Annotated in this window: 16 protein-coding genes; 4 read left to right on the forward strand and 12 right to left on the reverse strand. The window is 61.2% G+C overall.

Annotation, left to right across the window (positions count from 1 at the left end):
- Positions 1-85: 85 nt before the first annotated feature.
- The 4 genes from IEX04_RS01900 to IEX04_RS01915 form a co-directional block, all read right to left on the reverse strand.
- Positions 86-1,510, reverse strand: a complete 1,425-nt coding sequence (locus tag IEX04_RS01900; RefSeq protein WP_188683265.1) for a dihydrolipoamide acetyltransferase family protein — start codon at positions 1,508-1,510, stop codon at positions 86-88.
- Between the two features lie 23 nt (positions 1,511-1,533).
- Positions 1,534-2,499 (reverse strand): alpha-ketoacid dehydrogenase subunit beta, encoded by a 966-nt coding sequence (locus IEX04_RS01905; RefSeq protein ID WP_188683266.1) that lies wholly within the window; start codon positions 2,497-2,499, stop codon positions 1,534-1,536.
- A gap of 13 nt (positions 2,500-2,512) precedes the next feature.
- Positions 2,513-3,658, reverse strand: a complete 1,146-nt coding sequence (gene pdhA, locus IEX04_RS01910) for a pyruvate dehydrogenase (acetyl-transferring) E1 component subunit alpha (RefSeq protein ID WP_188683268.1) — start codon at positions 3,656-3,658, stop codon at positions 2,513-2,515.
- 121 nt (positions 3,659-3,779) lie between these two features.
- Positions 3,780-4,895, reverse strand: coding sequence for a histidinol-phosphate transaminase (locus IEX04_RS01915; RefSeq protein ID WP_105678502.1), 1,116 nt, complete (start codon positions 4,893-4,895; stop codon positions 3,780-3,782).
- An 81-nt stretch (positions 4,896-4,976) separates the two neighbouring features.
- Here IEX04_RS01915 and IEX04_RS01920 point away from each other — a divergent pair, with 81 nt between their 5' ends.
- Complete coding sequence (locus IEX04_RS01920) at positions 4,977-5,363, forward strand: phage holin family protein (protein WP_096254787.1); 387 nt, start codon at positions 4,977-4,979, stop codon at positions 5,361-5,363.
- A gap of 137 nt (positions 5,364-5,500) precedes the next feature.
- Positions 5,501-7,207 carry an HNH endonuclease signature motif containing protein gene (locus IEX04_RS01925; protein ID WP_188683270.1) on the forward strand — a complete coding sequence of 569 codons (1,707 nt, stop codon included), beginning with the start codon at positions 5,501-5,503 and terminating at the stop codon, positions 7,205-7,207.
- Positions 7,208-7,726: 519 nt separating this feature from the next.
- Here IEX04_RS01925 and IEX04_RS01930 read toward each other — a convergent pair.
- Positions 7,727-9,073, reverse strand: coding sequence for a hypothetical protein (locus tag IEX04_RS01930; protein WP_188683272.1), 1,347 nt, complete (start codon positions 9,071-9,073; stop codon positions 7,727-7,729).
- 2 nt (positions 9,074-9,075) lie between these two features.
- Entirely contained in the window at positions 9,076-9,348 is a 273-nt protein-coding gene (locus IEX04_RS01935) for a hypothetical protein (RefSeq protein WP_188683274.1), read from the reverse strand.
- Between the two features lie 159 nt (positions 9,349-9,507).
- On the opposite strand from IEX04_RS01935, the gene purB reads away from it, so the two are divergent.
- The gene (gene purB, locus IEX04_RS01940) at positions 9,508-10,917 is read left to right on the forward strand and encodes an adenylosuccinate lyase (protein ID WP_188683276.1); all 1,410 of its coding nucleotides are present in this window, start codon (positions 9,508-9,510) and stop codon (positions 10,915-10,917) included.
- 54 nt (positions 10,918-10,971) lie between these two features.
- Here purB and IEX04_RS01945 read toward each other — a convergent pair whose 3' ends face one another.
- Positions 10,972-11,745, reverse strand: a complete 774-nt coding sequence (locus IEX04_RS01945) for a hypothetical protein (RefSeq protein ID WP_096254783.1) — start codon at positions 11,743-11,745, stop codon at positions 10,972-10,974.
- Between the two features lie 61 nt (positions 11,746-11,806).
- Positions 11,807-13,297: an amino acid permease gene (locus IEX04_RS01950; protein WP_188683278.1), complete on the reverse strand. Its 1,491-nt coding sequence runs from the start codon at positions 13,295-13,297 to the stop codon at positions 11,807-11,809.
- 138 nt (positions 13,298-13,435) lie between these two features.
- Between IEX04_RS01950 and mmuM the strand changes: the two genes are divergently transcribed.
- The gene (mmuM, locus tag IEX04_RS01955; protein WP_229676945.1) at positions 13,436-14,425 is read left to right on the forward strand and encodes a homocysteine S-methyltransferase; all 990 of its coding nucleotides are present in this window, start codon (positions 13,436-13,438) and stop codon (positions 14,423-14,425) included.
- Here mmuM and xdhC read toward each other — a convergent pair.
- The 4 genes from xdhC to IEX04_RS01975 all read right to left on the reverse strand — a co-directional run bounded on the left by xdhC (position 14,394) and on the right by IEX04_RS01975 (position 20,828).
- Complete coding sequence (gene xdhC, locus IEX04_RS01960; RefSeq protein WP_096254781.1) at positions 14,394-15,218, reverse strand: xanthine dehydrogenase accessory protein XdhC; 825 nt, start codon at positions 15,216-15,218, stop codon at positions 14,394-14,396. The two genes, mmuM and xdhC, sit on opposite strands and share 32 nt — an antisense overlap.
- Complete coding sequence (gene xdhB, locus IEX04_RS01965) at positions 15,215-17,551, reverse strand: xanthine dehydrogenase molybdopterin binding subunit (RefSeq protein ID WP_188683280.1); 2,337 nt, start codon at positions 17,549-17,551, stop codon at positions 15,215-15,217. The genes xdhC and xdhB overlap by 4 nt, the downstream gene beginning before the upstream one ends.
- Positions 17,548-19,053: a xanthine dehydrogenase small subunit gene (locus IEX04_RS01970; RefSeq protein ID WP_096254779.1), complete on the reverse strand. Its 1,506-nt coding sequence runs from the start codon at positions 19,051-19,053 to the stop codon at positions 17,548-17,550. Before IEX04_RS01970 ends, xdhB begins: the two co-directional genes overlap by 4 nt.
- A 272-nt stretch (positions 19,054-19,325) precedes the next feature.
- On the reverse strand, positions 19,326-20,828 hold the full coding sequence (locus tag IEX04_RS01975) for an NCS2 family permease (RefSeq protein WP_188683281.1): 1,503 nt from the start codon (positions 20,826-20,828) through the stop codon (positions 19,326-19,328).

Genomic DNA, 20,828 nt, shown 5'->3' on the forward strand with positions numbered 1-20,828 from the left:
CAACAATACTTTGAGTAACCGGGAATGAAAAAACCCGCCCGATGCATGCCTTGCGGGCACCCACCGGACGGGTTGCTTCGTGGTTCTAGTCAAGCAACAACGCAGGTTCTTCCATGATCGAGGCGACATCGGCCATGAACCGTGCGGACAGATCCCCGTCCACCACCCGGTGATCAAAGGAGCCGCCCAGCGTGGTGATCCAGCGTGGCACTACCTCGCCGTCGACCACCCATGGCTTCTGCTTGATCGTGCCGAAGGCGACGATCGCAACCTCGCCGGGGTTGAGGATCGGCGTTCCGGTGTCGATGCCCAACACCCCGATATTGGTGATGCTCAACGTGCCTTCGCGCATATCCTCCGGGCTGGTCTTACCGGCCCGGGCGGTCATCGCCAAGTCGTTGAGTGCAATCGCCAGCTCGCGCATATTCAGCGTGTGGGCGTTCTTGATATTCGGCACCAGCAACCCGCGCGGGGTGGCTGCCGCAATACCCAGATTCATGAAGTGCTTCTGGTGGATCTCCGCGCCGGATTCGGTCTCCACCCAGGAGGCGTTCACCGACGGGTTACGCGCCGCAGCCCAAATAACCGCGCGCGCCAAAACCAGCAACGGGGAAACCTTAATTCCCTCAAAATCGCGGGACTTCTTCAGCCTGGCCACGTACTCCATGGTGCGGCTAGCATCCACGTCGACGAAGATCGACACGTGCGGAGCGCTAAACGCCGACGCAACCATCGCCTTCGCGGTGGCCTTGCGAACCCCACGAACCTGCGAACGTTCGATCAGTGCGCCACCTTGGGCACCATGGCCCCAGTAGGTCGGTGCCGCATCGCGTTCGGCTTCGCGCTGACCCTGGTAACTGTTGACGTCTTCGCGGGTCACCTCACCTTGCACCCCGGTACCGATGACCTCGTTGATGTCTACGCCGAGGTCCTTGGCCAACCGGCGCACCGGTGGTTTAGCCAGCACGCGATCCATAAAGTTGGCCATCGCAGGCTTGCGGCGATCCACCTCGCGGGCCACCGCCTGCCCCAGTCCCTGGGCGCGACGTGAAATAGTATCTGCCAGACCGGCGGCACTCGCGCCAGCCTTGTTCGCCGCGCTGGGACGTGCGGCGACGGCCGACGGGGTCGGACGACTGGTCCGCGCTCGGCGCACCGCCGAATCCGCGGCCGGGCCGGAACCAACCAACGGGCCAGGCTCCTCACTATGGTTCGGAGTTTCGGTGTTTGCGACCTGCACCGGTTCGGGAACACCGGTGGGAAGCACCGGTTCACCCTCCTCATCGATGGTGATCAGCGGCTGATCAACCAGCACGGTGTCACCCTCGGAGGCATGAAGTTCGGTGACCACCCCGGCGAAAGGGCAAGGCAGCTCAACGAGCGACTTCGCGGTTTCAATTTCGACAAAGATCTGGTTGACCTCAACGGTGTCGCCCACTGAGACCTTCCAAGAAGCGATATCGGCTTCGGTCAGCCCCTCGCCCACATCGGGAAGATTAAAGACAGTCATGTTTTTCTCCTTGAATCCGTCGCCTAGTAGGCGAAGGACCGGTCGAGGGCTTCGAGTAGCTTGTCGATGTCCGGCAGGTACTGGGATTCGACCTTCGAGATCGGGTACGGCATATGGAATCCGCCCACACGCAGCACCGGCGCCTCCAATGAGAGGAACGCGCGTTCGGTGATTCGCGCTGCGATCTCCCCGCCGATCCCGCCAAAGGTCGGAGCCTCGTGGGTCACGATCAGCCGCCCGGTCTTCTGCACCGACTCGGTGATGGTGTCAAAATCAATGGGTGAGAGCGAACGCAGGTCGATCACTTCCACCGAGCGGCCATCTTCGCGCGCGGCCTCGGCAGCTGCCAAGGCGATCGGCACCAGCGGGCCGTAGGCCACGATGGTCGCATCATCGCCGGGACGAACCACCTGCGCCTTGAACGCGTCCAGCGCCGGCGTTTCGGTATCCACCTCACCCTTGAGCCAGTAGCGGCGCTTGGGTTCCAGATAAATCACCGGGTCCTGGCAGGCCGCGGCCTGCTGGATCATCCAGTACGCGTCGTGCGCGTTGGACGGGGTGATCACGCGCAGCCCGGCGGTGTGCACAAACAGCGCCTCAGGAGATTCGGAGTGATGTTCGATCGATCCGATACCGCCACCATAAGGGATCCGGATCACCACCGGAACCGTCAGCCGGCCCTCGGAACGCGCATGCATTTTGGCCAGCTGCGTGGTGATCTGGCTGAAGGCGGGGAACACAAAACCATCAAACTGGATTTCCACCAGTGGGCTGATCCCGCGCAACGCCATACCTACCGCGCCGCCGACGATCCCGGCCTCACCCAGTGGGGAATCAATGACCCGGTGGGCGCCGTATTTGTCGATCAGCCCGTCGGTAATGCGATACACGCCACCGAGGCGGCCAATATCTTCACCCATGAGGATCGCGCGGTCATTGGATTCGAGTATCTTATCCAGGCCCGTGGTGATGGCCTTGGCAAGCGTCATAGTTGTCGTCAATTTACTTCTCCCCCACGCCTGATTCGTCCGCAAACCCGGCCTCGTATTCCAAATGCCAAGCCAGCTCCTCCTGAATCAGCGGGTGCGCCTCGGCGTACACCTGCTCGAAGGATTTGGCCAGCGGTGGCACAGGGAAAGCCATCGCGTCCTTGCGGACCTTTGCTGCCATCTCGTCGCCGTCGGTTGCCAGCTGCGCAAAGAATGCTTCGTCAACAATCTTGTTTTCACGCAGATACGTTTCCAACCGAATCAGCGGATCCTTCGGAGCCCACGCGAGCTCATCTTCGCTCATTCGGTACTTGGTTGGATCATCTGCGGTGGTGTGTGCACCCAATCGATAGGTCATCGCCTCGATGAGTACCGGCCCTTTTCCGCTGCGTGCATGCTCCAGCGCCCAGCGAGTTGCTGCCAACACCGCGAGCACGTCGTTACCGTCTACCTGGATGCCTGGCATCCCATAACCGGCCGCGCGGTGAACCAAATCCACCTTCGACTGCACGTCGAATGGTACCGAGATGGCCCACTGGTTGTTCTGGCAGAAGAACACCACCGGAGCGTTGAAGGAGTTCGCGAAAACCATCGCTTCGTGGGTTTCGCCCTCGGTGGATGAACCGTCTCCGAAGTAGGCCACCACCGCGTCGCCTTCGGCGGCACGTTTAGCTTCATCCCAGCCGTGCTGGTCAAGGTTGATTGCCATTCCATAGCCCGATGCGTGCGGCATCTGCGCCGCGAGCACCATCGTGTACATGTGGAAGTTGTTTTCCCGAGGGTCCCAGCCGCCACCGGAGATTCCACGGAAGAGCCGCAACATCTCGGAGAAGGAGACGTTGCGGGTCAGTGCCACACCGTGTTCACGGTAGGTCGGGAAGATGTAATCGCTAGGACGGGTGGCTCGACCCGAACCGATCTGCGCCGCTTCTTGCCCACGCAACGGGACCCAGAGGCACAGCTGCCCTTGGCGTTGCAGGGCCGTAGCCTCTTGGTCGAATCGGCGAGTCAACGCCATATCGCGGTAAAAACCACGCAACATGTCGTCGTCAACGTCACCCAAATACGCATCGTACATTTGGTTGGGAAGACGCTGGCCTTCCGGAGTCAGAATCTGCACTAGACCCTGGTCCGTCGCCTCATTCGCGGCACGCGACATAAAACATCCTTCAATCATTCATATGCCCCTTCAGGAATACATTCCCTATGGGACATATAGCGGCTTAACTACTAAACAGCCTATATCTTTCGGCCTCTAAAACGCGAGAATTAGAAGCACGTCAGCCGAGCTTTAAATCCTCAGAATTCTTGCACAATTCGATGAAACGATCATTCGCTTCAACCTCCGCGATCGAGATGCGCACACCCTCGGAGCCAAACCCACGAACCGACAACGCCCGCGCCTGGGCACGCTGCACGAACTCTTGGGTGTTTTCACCCAACGGCAACCAGATGAAGTTCGCCTGAGTTTGCGGGAATACCCAACCCAGCGCTCGCAAAGCGGCCACCACGCGCTCACGTTCCTGAACTAAACTCTCCACGCGTTCAAGCACCTTATCGATGTTTGCCAGCGAGGCAACGGCGGCATCTTCGGCGACCGAAGAAACAGCAAACGGGGTCGCCACCACACGAATATTTTCGGTGATCTCCGGGTGTGCAACACTGTAGCCAACGCGAAGGTTAGCCAAGCCGTGCGCCTTGGAGAACGTGCGCAACAACACCACGTTTGGATTCTTGCGGTAGGTGTTCACACCGTTCACGGAATGCTCATCACGAACAAACTCGATGTAGGCCTCATCTAAGACGATCAGCACGTTGCGTGGCACGCGGGCGATGAAGTCATCAACCTCTGCCTGCGTCAGGATGGGGCCGGTGGGGTTATTCGGAGTGCACAACAAAATCACCGAGGTGTTTTCGTTAACTGCTGCGATCATCGATTCCAGGTCGTGACGACCATCGGACAAGACCGGAATTTCCACCGGCAACGCCCCTGCGCTTTGCACCAAGATCGGGTAGGCCTCAAATGAGCGCCACGCGTAGATGACCTCATCCTGAATTCCGTCCTCGTTCTGTCCCGCGAAAGTGGTCAGAATCTGAGTCAGTGCGCCAAGTGAACCGGCACCGGAGACGATGTCTTCGGCCGGCACGTCAAGATACTCGCTCAGGCTCGTGCGCAGCTTCGTCGACAGGCTATCGGGGTAGCGGTTCAGCGCATCCTGCGCCAAGACCGCCTGACGCACCTCATCAATTGGGCCAAAAGGAATCTCATTCGACGAAAGCTTGAATGATTCAAGCCCTTCGACCGCTACCGGTGGTTTGCCGGCGGCGTACTTAGGCAAGCGCGCAACGATGGAACGAGGTTGCACCAGATCTTGGATTACAGGGTTCTCACTCATAGCTCAAGCCTAGTGCCCGGCGGCGCAATCGGCAGATTCCTTTTCCACCGATCATCCAGTCTTCTATGACAAAGTTGGCTTATGAGTTTTTTGATTCGAGTCATTATCAACGCCCTCGCGCTTGCCGCGGCCGTGTGGGTTGTCCCCGGCCTTCATATCTCGGCGATGAGCGATGACCTGATGGGCTCCGTCATTGCCTACCTGATCATTGGCCTGATCTTCGGTCTGATCAACGCCTTAGTGCGTCCGATCGTCGCGTTCTTCACGCTGCCCATCACCTGCCTGACCTTGGGCTTGTTCACCGTGATCGTCAACGCCTTGATGCTCTTACTCACCAGTTGGCTGACACAGTTCACTCCGGTCGGACTAAGTATCGACAAATTTTGGTGGGACGCAATCGCTGGCACCATCATCATCTCGATCATTTCCGCGGTCCTCGGCGTATTTGTGGGTAAGGAAAAACGCTAGCCCCTCCGCTACACCGGTGTCCGTTGGACGATGAAATAGTTCAGCGTCCAACGGACACCGAAAATACTCAGCTGGCGAGTTTTCCACAACTTGCACGTTGGCCACCCACGGCGCAGGATCCAGTTCATACTCAACTCATGAACACCACCGCCGGGGTTAGCCTCACCGAACTGCATACGACGCTCACCGAGCTCACCGCAGCCACCAGTGAGCCAGAAAACCTCACGGGCGAAACCCTGCGCAAACTGGCCACCACCGGCACCGCACTGTTCACCTTCCTACGCCTACATCTGGCAGAGACCACCGATCCCCGCCTCGCCCTAGAATTAGCCACCACCGGCCAACAGCTCGAAGACGAAGCAGCACGTATCCGTGTCACCGGTGCTGAACGACTCGCAGCCACCAACGCCCACACCCTTCACGAAACAGAACTCGACACACTACGCACCACCGCCCCAGACACCACCCGCTTGCCTCACCGCTGCGCTGGTAAAGCAAGCTTCCAAACCCCTGCCGCACTCTTAGCTTCCTGGACTCATATTCCTTTTGGTGAAGCGAGCAAACTCATCGGCGACGCCAGCGATCTGATCAGCCGCCGGGATATGGCAGGTAACCAGCTCCCACCGCGCTTTGAACACTTAGCCACACTATTTACCACCCCAGACACGGAACAATCCCCGGCGTTGCATCCGGCGGTGGTGCGGGAGATCAGTCAGAAACTGGCTAAGCGTGAACCTAAGGACCAGACCTTTGAGGGGATCCGTACCGAGCCGACGTTGTTTCATGCAGATGGCCGCCCGGTGGAAGAACACGCAGCCACCCTGCTTACCGGCGGGCAGAGTGTTGCTGAAACGAACAAACAGGTCAAAGAACTGATCACTACCGCGAGTACTACTGCAGGTACTGCAACATCCTCCTCGCTGCGTCGGGGATTCTTCCCGTTACCGATTAAGAACGAGTTCACCCGCGAGTTTCTCTTGCGGGTCACCACGGTGGAAGGTGAGTACTTTGATTCGTTGGCCGCTCATGCAGCTAACGGGCGCACCCGTGCCGGGGCGCAGGCTCGGGTCAACCGTCCGCCACAGGCTGGCACGGTTAACGAGTCGGATACCGGTACTGAATCCGCTGAAGCTGCACCTGCCGTTGACGAACCAACCACCGACCCAGAATCAGAAACACTAGACGAAGCAGCCGCACAGCCGATCCCAGCAGAACCTAGCATCTTGGACTTCTTACCCGAAGGGGCATTGGAGGAAGCGATCTGGGAACCAGAAACCACCGAGGTCCCGGCGACGGTCCCTGAACGAGCGTTGAATGCGTTGATGGATATCCTCACCATGGTTCCGACCGGTGGAGGTGGCAGCCAACGGATTAGACCTGAGGTTCTGGTGCATTTGAAGCTCGAAGATTTGCAGGATCTCGCTTCTGGTGATGCGCGCACTGCTCACGGGGTGAATCTCCCGCCCGGGGATCTCAGACGGTTGTTGTGCGAAGCCGATATTATCCCGGCAATCTTTAACTCGAAGAGTGAGTTGCTTGACTATGGTCGAGCCCAACGGTTGGTTCCGGAGAGGCTCAAGCGCGCGGTGTTGGCTCGTGATCATGGGTGTGTTGTGCCTGGTTGTACTGAGCCGCCGGAGAAGATTGAGTTTCACCATGTTGATCCGTGGTGGATGGGCGGCGAAACGAAGCTCATCAATTTGGCGGGTCTGTGTCGTGGTGGGCATATGGATGCTGATTCGGGTCGGATCAAGGTCGTGATGATTGATGGGTTGCCGCACGTGATTTTGCCGAAGCATATTGACCCGTTGCAAAAGCCGCGGCGTAATACTTACTGGGACTGACTCCCGATCGGGGCAGCGTTCTACTGTTAACAAGAACGTCCGACCACACCCCACACAGATACCTATCCACTCACCGCCAGTAGCAATCCTCGTCAGGCTTGTTGAGGATTACTACTGGCTCTTTACTGCCCAATTTCTTCGTCAAATCGGCGACATCTTCCACATTGTCGCATGCATTGTCTGTAACGACTTTCGACGTCCAAAGCCATGCAAACAACGGGTTAGATCCAGCTCCCTGAATGCGCAAAGTTACTCTGCACTCTTACTGTTCTGATGAGCGCAGGAGTAAGTCCATCCGGTACCCGCCAGGGCAAGGACAATGGCAGCGGTCTTGCAGACAATTGTGTGTCAGCGCTTCGCGACAAGTAGTCACCATTAGATGATGCAACGGCACGCTATCGTGCCGTGATTCTTCAGCGTCGAGGCAAAACTCTGAATTGCCCGGCCTGATGGACAAGACAAAACCCACGCCCGAATGGCTCGGGGTGGGGCAAACAATGTACGAGTGCGTATTCGGGACTACCGCCCCATCCGATATTTTTCTGCTTCCCATTCTTCGTGCTTCGTATTCTTGGGGCGTTCTTTGCGTTCGATCTTGAACTTCCGATAGGTCAGTGGTCCCGGGGGGATTGCGAATTCCCGCAAATTATCCTGCAAATCTGGAACCGGATTCTCGACCATCTCTTTTAAGTGATCCCCATAATTATCTAAATCGTGGGGCTTGCCGAAAAGCCCGTCATCGAGTTGATCTTCATTCCGTGGACCGTCAAATTTCACCGTGATTTGATCTTTCTTCCGCGTATTCTCCGTACCATCGGTCCCAGGAACCATGTCTTTGGAATCCTCAAGGGATAGGCTGCGGATATCTTCGGGAAGATCGATGTGCCCAATGGGCGAGCCAAAGGTCAGCATCTTTTTCATTTTGAACTTTTTGCGCAGGAACTTGTTCTTCATCAGGTTCGCGATGTGTATCCCACCTTGCGAATATCCACTAAGAATCACCTCGTCGCCGTCCTGCGCTCCACTAATTTCAAGTGCTTCAGCAATCGGCCCCGCAAAGTTTTCCGAATCCAAACCAAATCCGTCGATAATTCCATACGTGTCAAAGGGGTTCTGCCCGTCTGAGTCCGGCTGAGTTCCGGGAAGAATCACCAGGTGGACGTTCTTTCCGTCCTTCTCTGCCTCTGCAATCAGAATCTTCCCGTCCTCTTCGGGGCCTGCATCGTTGAGGACCTGATGCAGCTTGTAGAACGTATTGACCGTTCCATCGGACTCAAATTTCTCTACCGGGTCCGAGTCGCTCAGCTTCAACTCTTTGTTACGAAATGGCCCCCAGATCTTGATGAACTCTGCGAGGTTCTGCGTAGTTTCATGCATCATCTCTGGTTGTGGTCGGGCAAAGCCAAAACGGTCACGAGGAGAGGAAAGCAAGACAAAAAGTTTGAGAATATTTTCCATGTCTTGGGTGGGCGGACGTGAATCGTTATGACGCGTGTTGTTCCATAGGTCCACCAGAATCTGCCATTTGCCGGAAACCAGAATTGAATTTTCGATCCGGGTTTCGGCCCTGACATAATTCTCGATCGCGGCGGAAACTTTCTCTTCCAGCCGACGCGCATCGAGCACCGCCTCGGTGGCGTGGTGATACCCGGTGCGCAATTTATCCGCCAGAACTCCGACCGCATACCCATGGTTCGCTATCCCATTAGCTAGGCATTGGCTTTGTGATTGTCGTTGGCATTCTTGGGCGCGTACCGAAGCCCTGAGCAGTTGTGCCTGAACATCTTGAAGTTGTCCATATACTTGTTGACAAATTTGACGTGATTGGGCGTAATCCAAGGAGTTGTAATTGACGTCATACCCCATGGCTAGGACGCCATTCGCTGGTCAAGGATTTGTGCCTCTAACGCATTCATTTCACGAATAGCCAACGACAGATACGATTCAGCTTCGCCCAATGCTTTGGTCAGCGCTATGAGCCTGTCGCTGAGTTGACTCACTTCCGAAGCGAACGCCTTACCAGCCGTAGACCTCCAAGTCAGGGAGTTGATTGAAGATAGTTGTTCGATCGCGAAGTGGGTCGTCGACTGGGCATCATCCAATTGGAAGGCCACCGAATCTAAGGTCGCCTGAAACATCATGATTTTCTCCCAGCGGTCATTCTTCACCGGGGAGTCGGTGAAAGTATGCCTCCATCTTCGCGCTGTTTCTGCGCTAGCTGAGGTGTTGGACTACGGGCTGTGGAAAGATCGTCGACCGTAAAAGATGTGATGTGCACCGAGTAATGAAAGAATATGAGCATGGCTGAGATTGCGCGCACTTCCCTTGCTAATGAACCCCTGGCACTTGGTGCCCTCGACGGACGCTACCGCAGCGCGGTGGCACCGTTGGTTGACTACCTTTCCGAAGCGGCACTGAACCGCGATCGTGTCCACGTGGAAGTCGAATGGCTGATCCACCTGGCCGAAAACTCCGTACTTCCAGGTACCTCCCCGTTTACCGACCAGCAGCAGGCTGCCCTGCGCAAGATCGTCACCGACTTCGACGCTGACTCGGTGAAGGAACTTGCCGAGATCGAAGCCGTCACCGTGCACGATGTGAAGGCCGTCGAGTACTACATCGCGAACCGTCTGGATGCGATCGGCATCGGCCAGCTTAAGCCGATGGTTCACTTCGGTTGCACCAGTGAAGACATCAACAACCTGTCCTACGCGCTGGGCGTGCAGGGCGGCGTCACCCAGGTGTGGCTGCCGGCAGCACGCGCGTTGGTTACCCAACTGACGGCAATGGCCGAGGAGTCCCGCGAAGTGCCGATGCTCTCGCGCACCCACGGACAGCCAGCCACCCCCACCACCTTGGGCAAGGAGCTGGCGGTTCTCGCTTGGCGCCTGACCCGCCAGCTGGACCGCATCGAAAAGACCGAATACCTGGGCAAAATCAATGGTGCCACCGGTACCTACGCGGCGCACTACGCCTCGGTGCCAGGCGCCGATTGGCAGCAGGTGTCCAAGTCCTTCGTCGAGCACCTTGGTCTGACCTGGAACCCGCTGACCACCCAGATCGAATCCCACGACTGGCAGGCCGAAGTTTACGCGGATATCGTTCGTTTCAACCGAATCTTGCACAACCTGTGCACCGACGTGTGGAGCTACATCTCCATCGGCTACTTCGCGCAGATCCCGGTGGAAGGTGCGACCGGCTCCTCCACCATGCCGCACAAGGTCAACCCGATCCGCTTCGAGAACGCCGAGGCGAACCTGGAGATTTCCAACGGTCTGCTCGACACCCTGGGCGCGACCTTGGTGACCAGCCGTTGGCAGCGCGACCTGACCGACTCCTCCTCGCAGCGCAACATCGGTACGGCCATCGGCCACTCGGTGCTTGCCATTTCCAACGTGGCCAAGGGCCTGGATCGTTTGGATGTTGCCGAGGCAGTGCTCGCGGACGATCTGGACCACAACTGGGAGGTGCTCGCCGAGGCCATTCAGATGGTCATGCGTGCCGAGGCCATCGCCGGCGTCGAAGGCATGGACAACCCGTACGAACGCCTGAAGGATCTGACCCGTGGACACCGCGTGGATGCGGTACGCCTGAAGGAATTTGTGGGCGAGCTGGGGCTGTCGGCGGCCGCCGAGGCTCGACTGCAGCAGCTCACTCCGGGTAGCTACACCGGTATCGCTTCGCAGTTGGTTGACCACCTGAAGAAGTAGGTTTAACCGACTATCGCCCCGGACAATGGCCCGGGGCGATAGTCATTTAAGCGCTTAGAACTCGAAGTCGCTCAAGGGTGAGTCCCCGCCGAAGTTTCCTCCGGCGCCGCCGAGGAAGTCACCAAAGGTCCCGCCTGCTTGGTCGGCGAACCCCTCGCCGGCCGCCGAGAATTGCTCTCCGGCTCCCGCTACGGTCTCCCCGAGGCCCTCTGCCATCGAACCGAATTCTTCGCCAATTCCGGCGAAGCCATCGAGCAGCGGGCCGGCGATCGCGGTGCCGATGAACGCGCCTGCCACGCCACCGAGCAGACCGATTCCCAGTCCCCCGGCAGCCCCGGCGGCCATTGAACCCATCGATTTTCGACCCGCGCTGCCCTGGCCTGAACCACCCTGGCCCAGGATCCGCTCCATGAAGCCGGGCTGGGAAACCTCCGCGCGAGTGGCCGCGCGCGCCAAATCCTGGGGGTCCTGCGTGGCCGGACGTTCGGTGGCCGGCAATTGCGCGGACAATTCGCCATGCAACAGCTCGCGCTGCTGGGGAGTTAGCCGGGCAAAGGCCTCGGTGTGAGCGCGTTCCATATCCTGCGGCGGAGCGGTGCGCAGCATGTAGCGGTACTTCTCCACCGCCGCCTGATCCTCGCGCGAGGCGGAGGTGCGGCGGGCATCGGAAGCGTGAGCCTGCGGCTGCCGGTAGCCCTGGTTGTTTTGGTTGTACTGGTTATTTTGGTTGTTTTGGCCGCCCTGCGAGGTGCGCTGGTTCAGTTGCTCACGCACGTACTCGCCGGCAAGCTGCTTGCCCTTGCGCAGTAATTTGTCGAACAGTGCCACGAAGCGGCCTCCTAGTGATCGGGCGACGGCGCAATAGCTACCGTCTTGCCTTGCTTAACTCCTAGCCTGCCCGCGAAGTTCCCGCCGTATCGTGAGACAACTCTCGCTCGCCGCGTTGTGGGCTGAACACCCCCGGCCCGTGACGCCAACGGTAATACCCCAGGCAGGCCAGCGTGAACGGAATACCAAACCAGAGCGCGGGGCGCTGCACCGGGTCGAACCCGACGCCGATCAGGGAGATCGTGAGCAAGATGAGCGCAATAATGGGGAGGACCGGGAACCACGGCGCCCGGTACGGCAAGCTGGTGGTATTTCCATAAACCCGGACATGGTGGCGCCGGAAGGAAAGATGCGAGGCGCAGATGACGATCCAGACCGCCACCACTGCGAACCCCGAAATGGACACGAGAGCCAGAAACAGCGAGCCGGGCGCGATGACGCTGGAGAGTAACGAGGCCAAGCCACCGAGTATTGACAGGCTCAGCGCCAGCATCGGCACCGCCCGGCGGTTGGTTTTGGACAAGATCTTCGGCGCCTGACCTGCGAGCCCCATGGAATGCAGCATCCGCGAGCACGAATAGAGCCCCGAGTTTCCGGCCGAAAGCAGGGCGGTGATGATCACGAAGTTCATAATGTCCGCTCCGCCAGGCAGCCCGGCGGCATCAAACACGGTGACAAATGGGCTCTCATCGGTCCCCGCCTCGGAGAAGGGTACGATCGCCGCAATCACCACGATCGCCCCAATGAAGAACACCGCCAGGCGCACCACCGCGGTACGGATCGCCCGCGGAATGCTGCGCTGTGGATCTTTAGCCTCCCCGGCGGCCACGCCGATCAATTCCGTGCCGCTAAATGCGTAGAACACCGCCAGTATGGTGACCAGCACGCCGCTGAATCCCATCGGGAATAACCCCTGACCGGTGCGGAAATTCGCGAAGCCGAGGGGTCCTGCGTCGCTTACCGGGTTAAGCCCGATCAGCGTTGCGGCGCCGACCACGATCACCACCAGCACCGCCGCCACCTTGATCAGCGAAAACCAGAATTCGGTTTCGGCAAAAACGCGGGAGGATATCGCGTTGAGCGTGAACAGCAACGTAGCGAAGGCCAGGGACCACACCCACACAGGCACCTCGGGAAACCAGCGCTGCATCGAAATGCCCGATGCGGTGAATTCGCTGGCCAGCGCCACCGCCCAGCACATCCAGTACAGCCAGGCCGTCGCAAAACCCCAGGCTGGGCCCAGATCGCGGGTGGCGTGAGCGTGAAATCCGCCGGCCACCGGATGACGTGCCGAAAGCTCCCCGAGCCCACTCATCACCATGTAGGCGACCAGCGCGCCGACGGTGTAGGCCAGCACCGCGCCCAACGGTCCGGCCTGCGCAATGGTGTATCCGGAGGAGACGAACAGCCCCGAACCGATCACCCCACCCAGCGCGATCATGACCAGGTGGCGCGAGGTCATGGATCGGCGCAGCCCGCTCGCCTCCGGCTGGTGCTGCGGCGGGTGCTGCGGCGGGGTCTTTTCCGCGTGGCCTTGGCTCAGCTGACTCATCGGGCTCCTGGGGCGTAGTGAAAAGGTGAATGCGCTTCAGAATATCGATCCGGGCCCTGCTGCCCGTCGGTGTTTGTCATGTTCGTTCATACGGCGTTATAGTCGGTCATCGAACCGTTAGCGCGGTACCCTCGGAGCGTGAATATTCCACCTCAGCCCAGCAATTTCAGCGACGCGCTCAACTCCACAAGCGGTGCCCCGCTGATCCTCGACGGTGGCCTCGGGACCCATCTGGCGGACCGCGGAAACGACGTGACCGGCGAGCTCTGGTCCGCGCAGATCCTCAAACAGGCCCCTGCCGAGGTACGTGCCGCCCATGAGGACTTCTTCGCCGCCGGCGCGCAACTGGCCACGAGTTGCTCCTACCAGGTCAGTTTTGCGGGTCTATCCCGAGTTAATGGCGACGCCGATGCGGAGGCAACCGCAGCCGAGGTCAAAAACCTGTTGTTAGCCAGCGTGCGACTGGCGCGCGAGGCGGCGCAGTTAGCTGTCGGTTCGACTACCGGCTCAACTGCCCGCTGGGTCGCCGCATCGGTGGGACCCTATGGTGCAGGCCCGGGAGCTGGAACCGAATACGACGGAGCCTATGGGCTGAGCACCGCACAATTGACCGGGTGGCACCGCGACCGGTTTGAAATTCTTGCCGAGTCCGGAGCGGACGCGATCATCTGTGAAACCGTGCCGAGCCTATCCGAGGTGCACGCGCTGAGCGCTTTGGCGGCGCAAGCTCAGATTCCGGTGCTGCTCAGCCTCACCGTGCGCGCCAGCACCGAGGACGCAGCGGTGGTGTTGGGGGACGGCAGTGACTTGCGCCAGGTGGCCCGGATCGTGCAGGATTCCGGTGTTTTTGCGGGCCTCGGGGTCAACTGCTGCCCCGTTCCGCTCGCGGTTTCTGCGCTGAAACTGTTCGCCCAGGAAACAGATCTGCCACTGTTGGCTTACCCCAACAGCGCTGAGATTTGGGATCGCGAGGCGCGCCGCTGGGTTCCGGGAACCGCACACAGCGACCTACCCGGCGCGGTACCCGAACTGATCGACGCCGGCGCCAAACTAATCGGCGGGTGTTGCAGGGTCGGGCCGGAGCAGATATCACGGGTCAAACACGAGGTTCAACGCCGCGGGTACTAACTTGGGGCGATCCCACGCGTTGTAGCAACTGCGCGGCCACGCTGAGCGCGATCATCGCCGGGTCCTTGCCAGGCATCTCGCGCAGTCCGATCGGGCAGCTAATTTGTTGGATCTGTGCCTGATCGTGCCCGCTGGCGGCAAGGTTCTTCTCGAAGCGCACCCACTTGGCGCGCGAGCCGATCAGCCCGATGGAGCCGAGCCCCCGATGCGCCAGCGCCGCATCGCACAGGTGAAAATCCTCGGCATGATCGTGCGTCATGATCACCACGTGCGCGCCGTCGGGTAACTGCGCGATGACCTGTTCGCCGATCACCGCCAGCTGCGCGTGCACCCGGGCCACGGCGGGTTCAAGCACGTGCAGTTCGGCCAGGAATTCGGGGCGCGAATCACTCAGATACAGCTCCAGATCGTGCCGGGACAGGATGCGCGCAAGTTCCAGCCCGACGTGCCCGATCCCGAAGATCGCGATGACCGCCGGCACCGGCATGGGTTCGAGCAACACGCTAATTTCTCCCCCGCAGCACTGGCGCCCATAGTGCCCGTTCGCCTTATCGCTCAGCTGCAGGCTCAGGCTTTGCGGTTCGCGCTGAAGTTGCGCGAGCATTTCTTGCGCGCGGTTGATGACCACCATCTCCAGGTTGCCGCCGCCGATGGTCCCGAAGGATTCGTGCGCGGCGATCACCATCTTCGTTCCGACCTCCCGCGGAGCGTGCCCGCGCACGGTGGTAATGGTGGCAAGTACCGCGGCCCGGCGTTGCTCACGCAGCGCGGTGAGCGCACTGAGCCAGATCATGAGCCGGGGTTCCGCACGGTGTCGATCGCCCAGAACACCGCTTCCGGAGTCGCCGGAGACGCCAGCGGCACCGACCGCCCGGAGGCGCCGAACTCGGCGATGGCCTGGCGCAACGCCTCACGCACCGAGAAGGCGAGCATCAGTGGCGGTTCGCCCACCGCCTTGGATCCGTACACCGCACCCTCTTCATGTGCCTTGTCCAGCAGGTTCACGTTGAACACCTCGGGCATCTCGGAGAAGCTCGGGATCTTGTAGGTGCTGGCCGCTTGGGTGGCAACCCGTCCACGGCCCGGACCATCGGAGGTATCCCAGCGCAGGTCTTCCAAGGTCAACCAGCCGGTGCCCTGCACAAATCCACCCTCGATCTGCCCCAGATCTACCAGCGGCGAAAGCGAATCCCCCACGTCATGGACGATGTCCACACGACGCAGCACGTAGGATCCGTCAAAACTGCTCACCTCCACTTCACTGGCGGCCACCCCGTAGGAGAAGTACTTGAACGGACTGCCGGTCATCCGCGCCAGATCCCAGTGCAGTCCCTCGGTTCGGTAGTACCCGGCGGCCGACAGCTGAATGCGCTGCATGTAGGCCTCACGTACGACCTCGCTCCACTCCAGCTCGTCGCGTTTGCCCAACGCGGTGATCTTGCCCTGGGCAAAACGGATATCTTGCGCCGGGACCCCCAACTTGCCGGCCGCTACCGCAGCCAACCGGGCCTGGATCTGCTCACAGGCGTCCTTCACCGCACCGCCGTTCAGGTCGCTGCCCGAACTGGCGGCGGTGGCCGAGGTATTGGGCACCTTATCGGTACGTGTCGGAGCGATGCGCACCTTGGACAGCGGCACGCCCAAGGCGGTGGCGGCCACCTGCAGCATCTTGGTATGCAGGCCCTGGCCCATTTCGGTGCCGCCGTGATTGACCAGCACCGAACCGTCCTTATACACCAGCACCAGTGCGCCACCCTGGTTAAAGGCGGTGAGGTTAAAGGAGATGCCGAATTTCACCGGCGTCATCGCCAGCGCCCGCTTGCTGTAGTGATTGTTGGTGTTGAACTGGGCAATTTCCGCTTCGCGCCGTGCCACGTCTGCCGAGTCGAGGACCTGCTGCCAGGCGGCATCAATGCGTTCGGGATGCCTCACCGGCTGGTAGTAAGGGGTGTCCTGTCCCTCGGTGTAGAAGTTGCGCCGGCGCAGTTCCCTGGCCTCCAAGCCCAGTTGCGGGGCTACCCGGCCGAGGATATCTTCCATCACCAGCATGCCCTGCGGACCGCCGAAGCCACGAAACGCGGTCTGCGAGGTCTTATGGCATTTGGCCACGCGCCCGTTGACCCGGATATTCGGGATCCAATAGGAATTGTCGATATGGCACATCGCGCGGGTCAGCACCGGTTCTGACAGGTCCAGGCTCCACCCGCCGTCGGCGGTCAGCTGGGCCTGCAGGGCTAGAATCTTGCCGCCCTGGTCGAACCCGATTTTCCAGGTCGCATAGAATCCGTGGCGTTTGCCGGTCATGGTCATGTCCAGGTTGCGATCCAGCCGCACCCGCACCGGACGCCCGGTGAGCACCGCGCCCAGGGCCGCCAGCGCGGCGTAGCCATGGGGCTGCATTTCCTTTCCGCCGAATCCCCCGCCCATGCGCAAAACCTGCACGGTCACCTCGTGGGCGCCGATGCCGAGCACATGCGAGACGATGTCCTGGGTCTCGGTGGGATGCTGGGTGGAGCAGTGGACCATAATCTGCCCGCTCTCATCGACCAGGGCCAGCGAGTTCTGGGTTTCCAGGTAGAAGTGCTCCTGCCCGGCGAACTCGAAGTCGCCCTCGAAAACATGGGTCGCCTGCGCAAAGGCGGCTTGCGGGTCACCCTTGGCGATCTCGGGCTGGATGCCGTGGAAGCTCTTGGCCGCGATCGCATCCTTGATGGTGATCAGCGAGTCCAGCGGCTCGTAGTCCACGCGCACCGCCTTGGCCCCGGCCTTGGCCGCTTCCAGATCTTCGCCCAGTACCCACGCCACCGGCTGGCCGAAGAACATCACCTCGTCCACCGGGAGCAAGGGTTCGTCATGCTTGGCGCCCTGGTCGTTGACCCCGGGAATGTCCTGTGCGGTGATCACCCGGATGACTCCGGGAACCTGCTGCGCCGCGCTGGTATCCAGGCCCAGGATTTTTCCATGCGCGCAGGTGGACTGCACCGGGTAGGCGTGCAGGACCTCGGTGAGCCGCGCGGCGAGGTCATCGGTGTACAGTGCGGTGCCCGTAACGTGAGCGGCCGCGGATTCATGACGGTGACGCTGGCCGACCACCGGTGCGTCGGGGCGTTGGGATAGCTGGCTCATGAGTTCTGCTCCTGTCCCGCGCCCGAGCGGCGCGCAAGCTGCTGGGCATAGAACCGTTCAAGTGAGGAGGCCAGCATGGCCTTGCGGTAGTCCGCACTGGCACGGTGGTCATCCATCGGGGTTCCTTCGTGGCCCATGGTGTGCGCCGCGGCCCGGATGGTTTCCAGGTTCCACGGTTTACCTTCGAGCATGGCTTCGGTTGCCACGGCGCGCAGCGGGGTCGCGGCTACGCCGCCCAGCCCAATCCGCGCCTCGGTGATCATGCCGTCCGCCACCGTGAGCGCATAGCCGATGGCTACCGAGGAGATGTCGTCGAAGCGCCGCTTGGCAATCTTCTGGAAGCTGGTCAGCGGCGCCAACGGCAGCGGGATGCGGATCGCGGTGATCATCTCCCCCGGCTCGCGCACGGTCTGCCGGTAGCCGGTGAAATAGTCCTCCAGCGCCACCACCCGATTGCCGCGGATGCTGGAAAGCACCAGCTCGGCGGCCAGCGCCAGCAGTGCCGGCGGGGTGTCGCCAATGGGTGAGCCGGTGCCCAGGTTCCCGCCGATACTCGCGCTATTGCGGATCAGCCGCGAGGCGAACTGCCCGAAGAGCGCGGAGAGCAGCGGAACCTTCCCGGCCAGCTTGCGTTCCAGCTCGCTCAGGGTGCAGCCGGAGCCGAGTTCCAGGTACCGCTCGTTCCAGTGGATCTGGCGCAGCTCGTGCAGCCGGTCGATGGCCAGCACCGAGCGGGCGCGGGCGCCCTTAATGTTGACCTCCACACCCCAGTCGGTGCCGCCGGCCACCAGCACGCTCTCTGGTTCGGCGGCCAGGATCTGCAAAACCTGGTCCAGGTCCGCAGGACGGCGGAAACGGCCCAACGCCCCGGTGGGGGTATCGGCGCGCTGGATGTCGGTGGCCACCGGCGCCGGGGCCCGGTGCTGGGTCCGGGCTGCCAGCTGGTCGTCCCCGGCAGGGTCGCCCAGCGCGTAGGCGGCGTCGCGGATCGGGCGGTATCCGGTGCAGCGGCAGAGATTGCCCGACAATGCGTGCAGGTCGAATCCATTCGGTCCGCACTCGTGCGCCCCGCCATCGCCCGCGCTGACTGCGGGGGTGCCGGTTCGCTCGGGGCGGTAGTATTCGGCGGCCATGGAGCAGACGAATCCGGGGGTGCAATAACCGCACTGGGATCCGCCGCGGTTGGCCATCTCTTCCTGCACCGGATGCAGGTCCGCGACGCTGCCCAGCCCTTCGGAGGTGATGATTTCCTGGCCGTCGAGCGATGCGGCCGGCAGCAGGCAGGCGTTCAAAGCCGTCCACCTGCTACCTTCCCCATCGCTGCGGGCCACCAGGATCGAGCAGGCGCCGCACTCGCCCTCGGCACAGCCTTCCTTGCATCCGATCAATTGCTGCCCGCGCAGGAAATCCAGCGCGTTGGTATGTGGTGGCCCGTCGAATTCCCGGACCGTTCCATTGACCGTAACCAGGCATTTTGTCTCTTGCGTTGCCTCGGCGCTCATGCCGCTGACACCTCCTGCGCCCGGGTATCGCCCGGCGCACCATGAATGAATTGGATGATGGGTGGGATCTGGCGCCCCGCCGGCGGTTTCAGGCTCGGCCAAGGTGCCGCCGCGTGCTGCGGCGGGGTCAGTCTCCGTGCGCGATCTGGCCCTTGGACCAGGCGAGGCATCCGCCCATGATTACCCTCCAGAATTCGGATCATTCATATCCATGCAATCCATCAAAGTGAGCCAACTCACCGTGGTGGATCCTTACTATAGCCCGTATCGACTCAGGCCAGTAGGGCCGTGATGGGACCTCGCGCGAAGTACACCAGGAAGCCCAATGCCACCACCCACAGCAGCGGGTGGATCTTGGCGTAGCGCCCGGCCGCGGTGTTCACCACCACCCAGGCGATGAACCCTGCGCCAATGCCGTTGGCAATGGAGTAGGTCAGCGGCATAGTGATCAGGGTGAGGAATGCCGGCATGGCGCTGGAGAACCGCTTGAAGTTGATCTCGCGGATCTGCGCGCACATCAAGGTGCCCACCAGAACCAGTGCCGCGGCGGCCACCTCGATGGGCACCACCGAGGTCAGCGGCGTGAAGAACATCGAACCCAGGAACAATACCCCGGTGATCACCGAAGCCAGCCCGGTGCGCGCCCCTTCCCCGATGCCTGCAGCCGAATCCACGTAGACGGTATTGGAGGAGGACGAGCCCATGCCGCCGGCCACCGCGCCCAGCCCCTCGACGACGAACGCGGCCTTCAACCGCGGGAAGGTGCCGTCCTTGCGGGCCAGCCCAGCATTCTTCGCCAGGCCGGTCATCGTGCCCATGGCGTCGAAGAAATTCGTGAACACCAGGGTGAAGACCAGCATCGTGGCCGCCAGCGCGCCGATTCGCCCGAAGGAACCGAACAGGTCGAACTCCCCGGCCAGCGACAAATCCGGTAAGGAGACGATATTGCCCTGGAGTACCGGCATGTTCAGGTGCCAGCCATGCGGGTTATCCGTGCCTCCGGGGCCGATCTTGAACACCAGCTCGGCGAGCATCGCCAGCACCGTGGAGATCACGATGCCGATCAGAATCGCGCCCTGCACCCCGCGGGCCACCAGCGCGCCCATGATCAGCAGTCCCACCACGAAGACCATGGTGGGGATCGAGACGATCGACCCGCTATCGCCCAGCTGCACCGGAGGCCCGGCGTCGGTACGGGTGACAAAGCCCGAGTCCACGAACCCGATGAAGGTGATGAACAGCCCGATGCCCACCGTGATGGCGGCCTTCAGGTCCTTGGGGATGGCCCGGAAGATCGCGGTGCGCACCCCGGTCATCCCGAAGAGCACGATCAGCACGCCGTTGATCACCACCAGCCCCATGGCCTCGGGCCAGGTGACGTCCTGAATCACCGAGACGGCCAGGAAGGAGTTGATGCCCAGCCCGGCGGCCAGGCCGAAGGGCAGGTTGGCGACCAACCCGAATAGGATGGTCATCACCCCGGCGGTCAATCCGGTCATGGCCCCGACCTGCGCGGCCGGAAGCCAGTTGCCGGCCACATCCACGGGTGCGGCGTCGGCGCTGAATCCGCCGAGAATCAGCGGGTTGAGGATCACGATGTAGGCCATCGTGAAGAAGGTGACGATCCCGCCGCGCATTTCCCGCGCCAGCGTGGACCCGCGTTCGGTGATGCTGAAGAACGCATCCAGGATACTGCCCGGTCCCCGGGGACGGCGCGGCTTGGTATCGCGCTGCGCACCCTTGGGGTCAGCTGGCAAGCGACTTGTCGTGGTCAT

The sequence above is a fragment of the Glutamicibacter ardleyensis genome, assembly GCF_014644555.1.
GTDB lineage: Bacteria > Actinomycetota > Actinomycetes > Actinomycetales > Micrococcaceae > Glutamicibacter > Glutamicibacter bergerei.

What these genes read in the sequence shown, in the direction of transcription:
- IEX04_RS01900 (WP_188683265.1), bottom strand. Translation starts at nt 1,510, where the DNA reads ATGACTGTCTTTAATCTTCCCGATGTGGGCGAGGGGCTGACCGAAGCC.
- IEX04_RS01905 (WP_188683266.1), bottom strand. Translation starts at nt 2,499, where the DNA reads ATGACGCTTGCCAAGGCCATCACCACGGGCCTGGATAAGATACTCGAA.
- pdhA (WP_188683268.1), bottom strand. Translation starts at nt 3,658, where the DNA reads ATGTCGCGTGCCGCGAATGAGGCGACGGACCAGGGTCTAGTGCAGATT.
- IEX04_RS01915 (WP_105678502.1), bottom strand. Translation starts at nt 4,895, where the DNA reads ATGAGTGAGAACCCTGTAATCCAAGATCTGGTGCAACCTCGTTCCATC.
- IEX04_RS01920 (WP_096254787.1), top strand. Translation starts at nt 4,977, where the DNA reads ATGAGTTTTTTGATTCGAGTCATTATCAACGCCCTCGCGCTTGCCGCG.
- IEX04_RS01925 (WP_188683270.1), top strand. Translation starts at nt 5,501, where the DNA reads ATGAACACCACCGCCGGGGTTAGCCTCACCGAACTGCATACGACGCTC.
- IEX04_RS01930 (WP_188683272.1), bottom strand. Translation starts at nt 9,073, where the DNA reads ATGGGGTATGACGTCAATTACAACTCCTTGGATTACGCCCAATCACGT.
- IEX04_RS01935 (WP_188683274.1), bottom strand. Translation starts at nt 9,348, where the DNA reads ATGATGTTTCAGGCGACCTTAGATTCGGTGGCCTTCCAATTGGATGAT.
- purB (WP_188683276.1), top strand. Translation starts at nt 9,508, where the DNA reads ATGGCTGAGATTGCGCGCACTTCCCTTGCTAATGAACCCCTGGCACTT.
- IEX04_RS01950 (WP_188683278.1), bottom strand. Translation starts at nt 13,297, where the DNA reads ATGAGTCAGCTGAGCCAAGGCCACGCGGAAAAGACCCCGCCGCAGCAC.
- xdhC (WP_096254781.1), bottom strand. Translation starts at nt 15,218, where the DNA reads ATGATCTGGCTCAGTGCGCTCACCGCGCTGCGTGAGCAACGCCGGGCC.
- xdhB (WP_188683280.1), bottom strand. Translation starts at nt 17,551, where the DNA reads ATGAGCCAGCTATCCCAACGCCCCGACGCACCGGTGGTCGGCCAGCGT.
- IEX04_RS01970 (WP_096254779.1), bottom strand. Translation starts at nt 19,053, where the DNA reads ATGAGCGCCGAGGCAACGCAAGAGACAAAATGCCTGGTTACGGTCAAT.
- IEX04_RS01975 (WP_188683281.1), bottom strand. Translation starts at nt 20,828, where the DNA reads ATGACCACGACAAGTCGCTTGCCAGCTGACCCCAAGGGTGCGCAGCGC.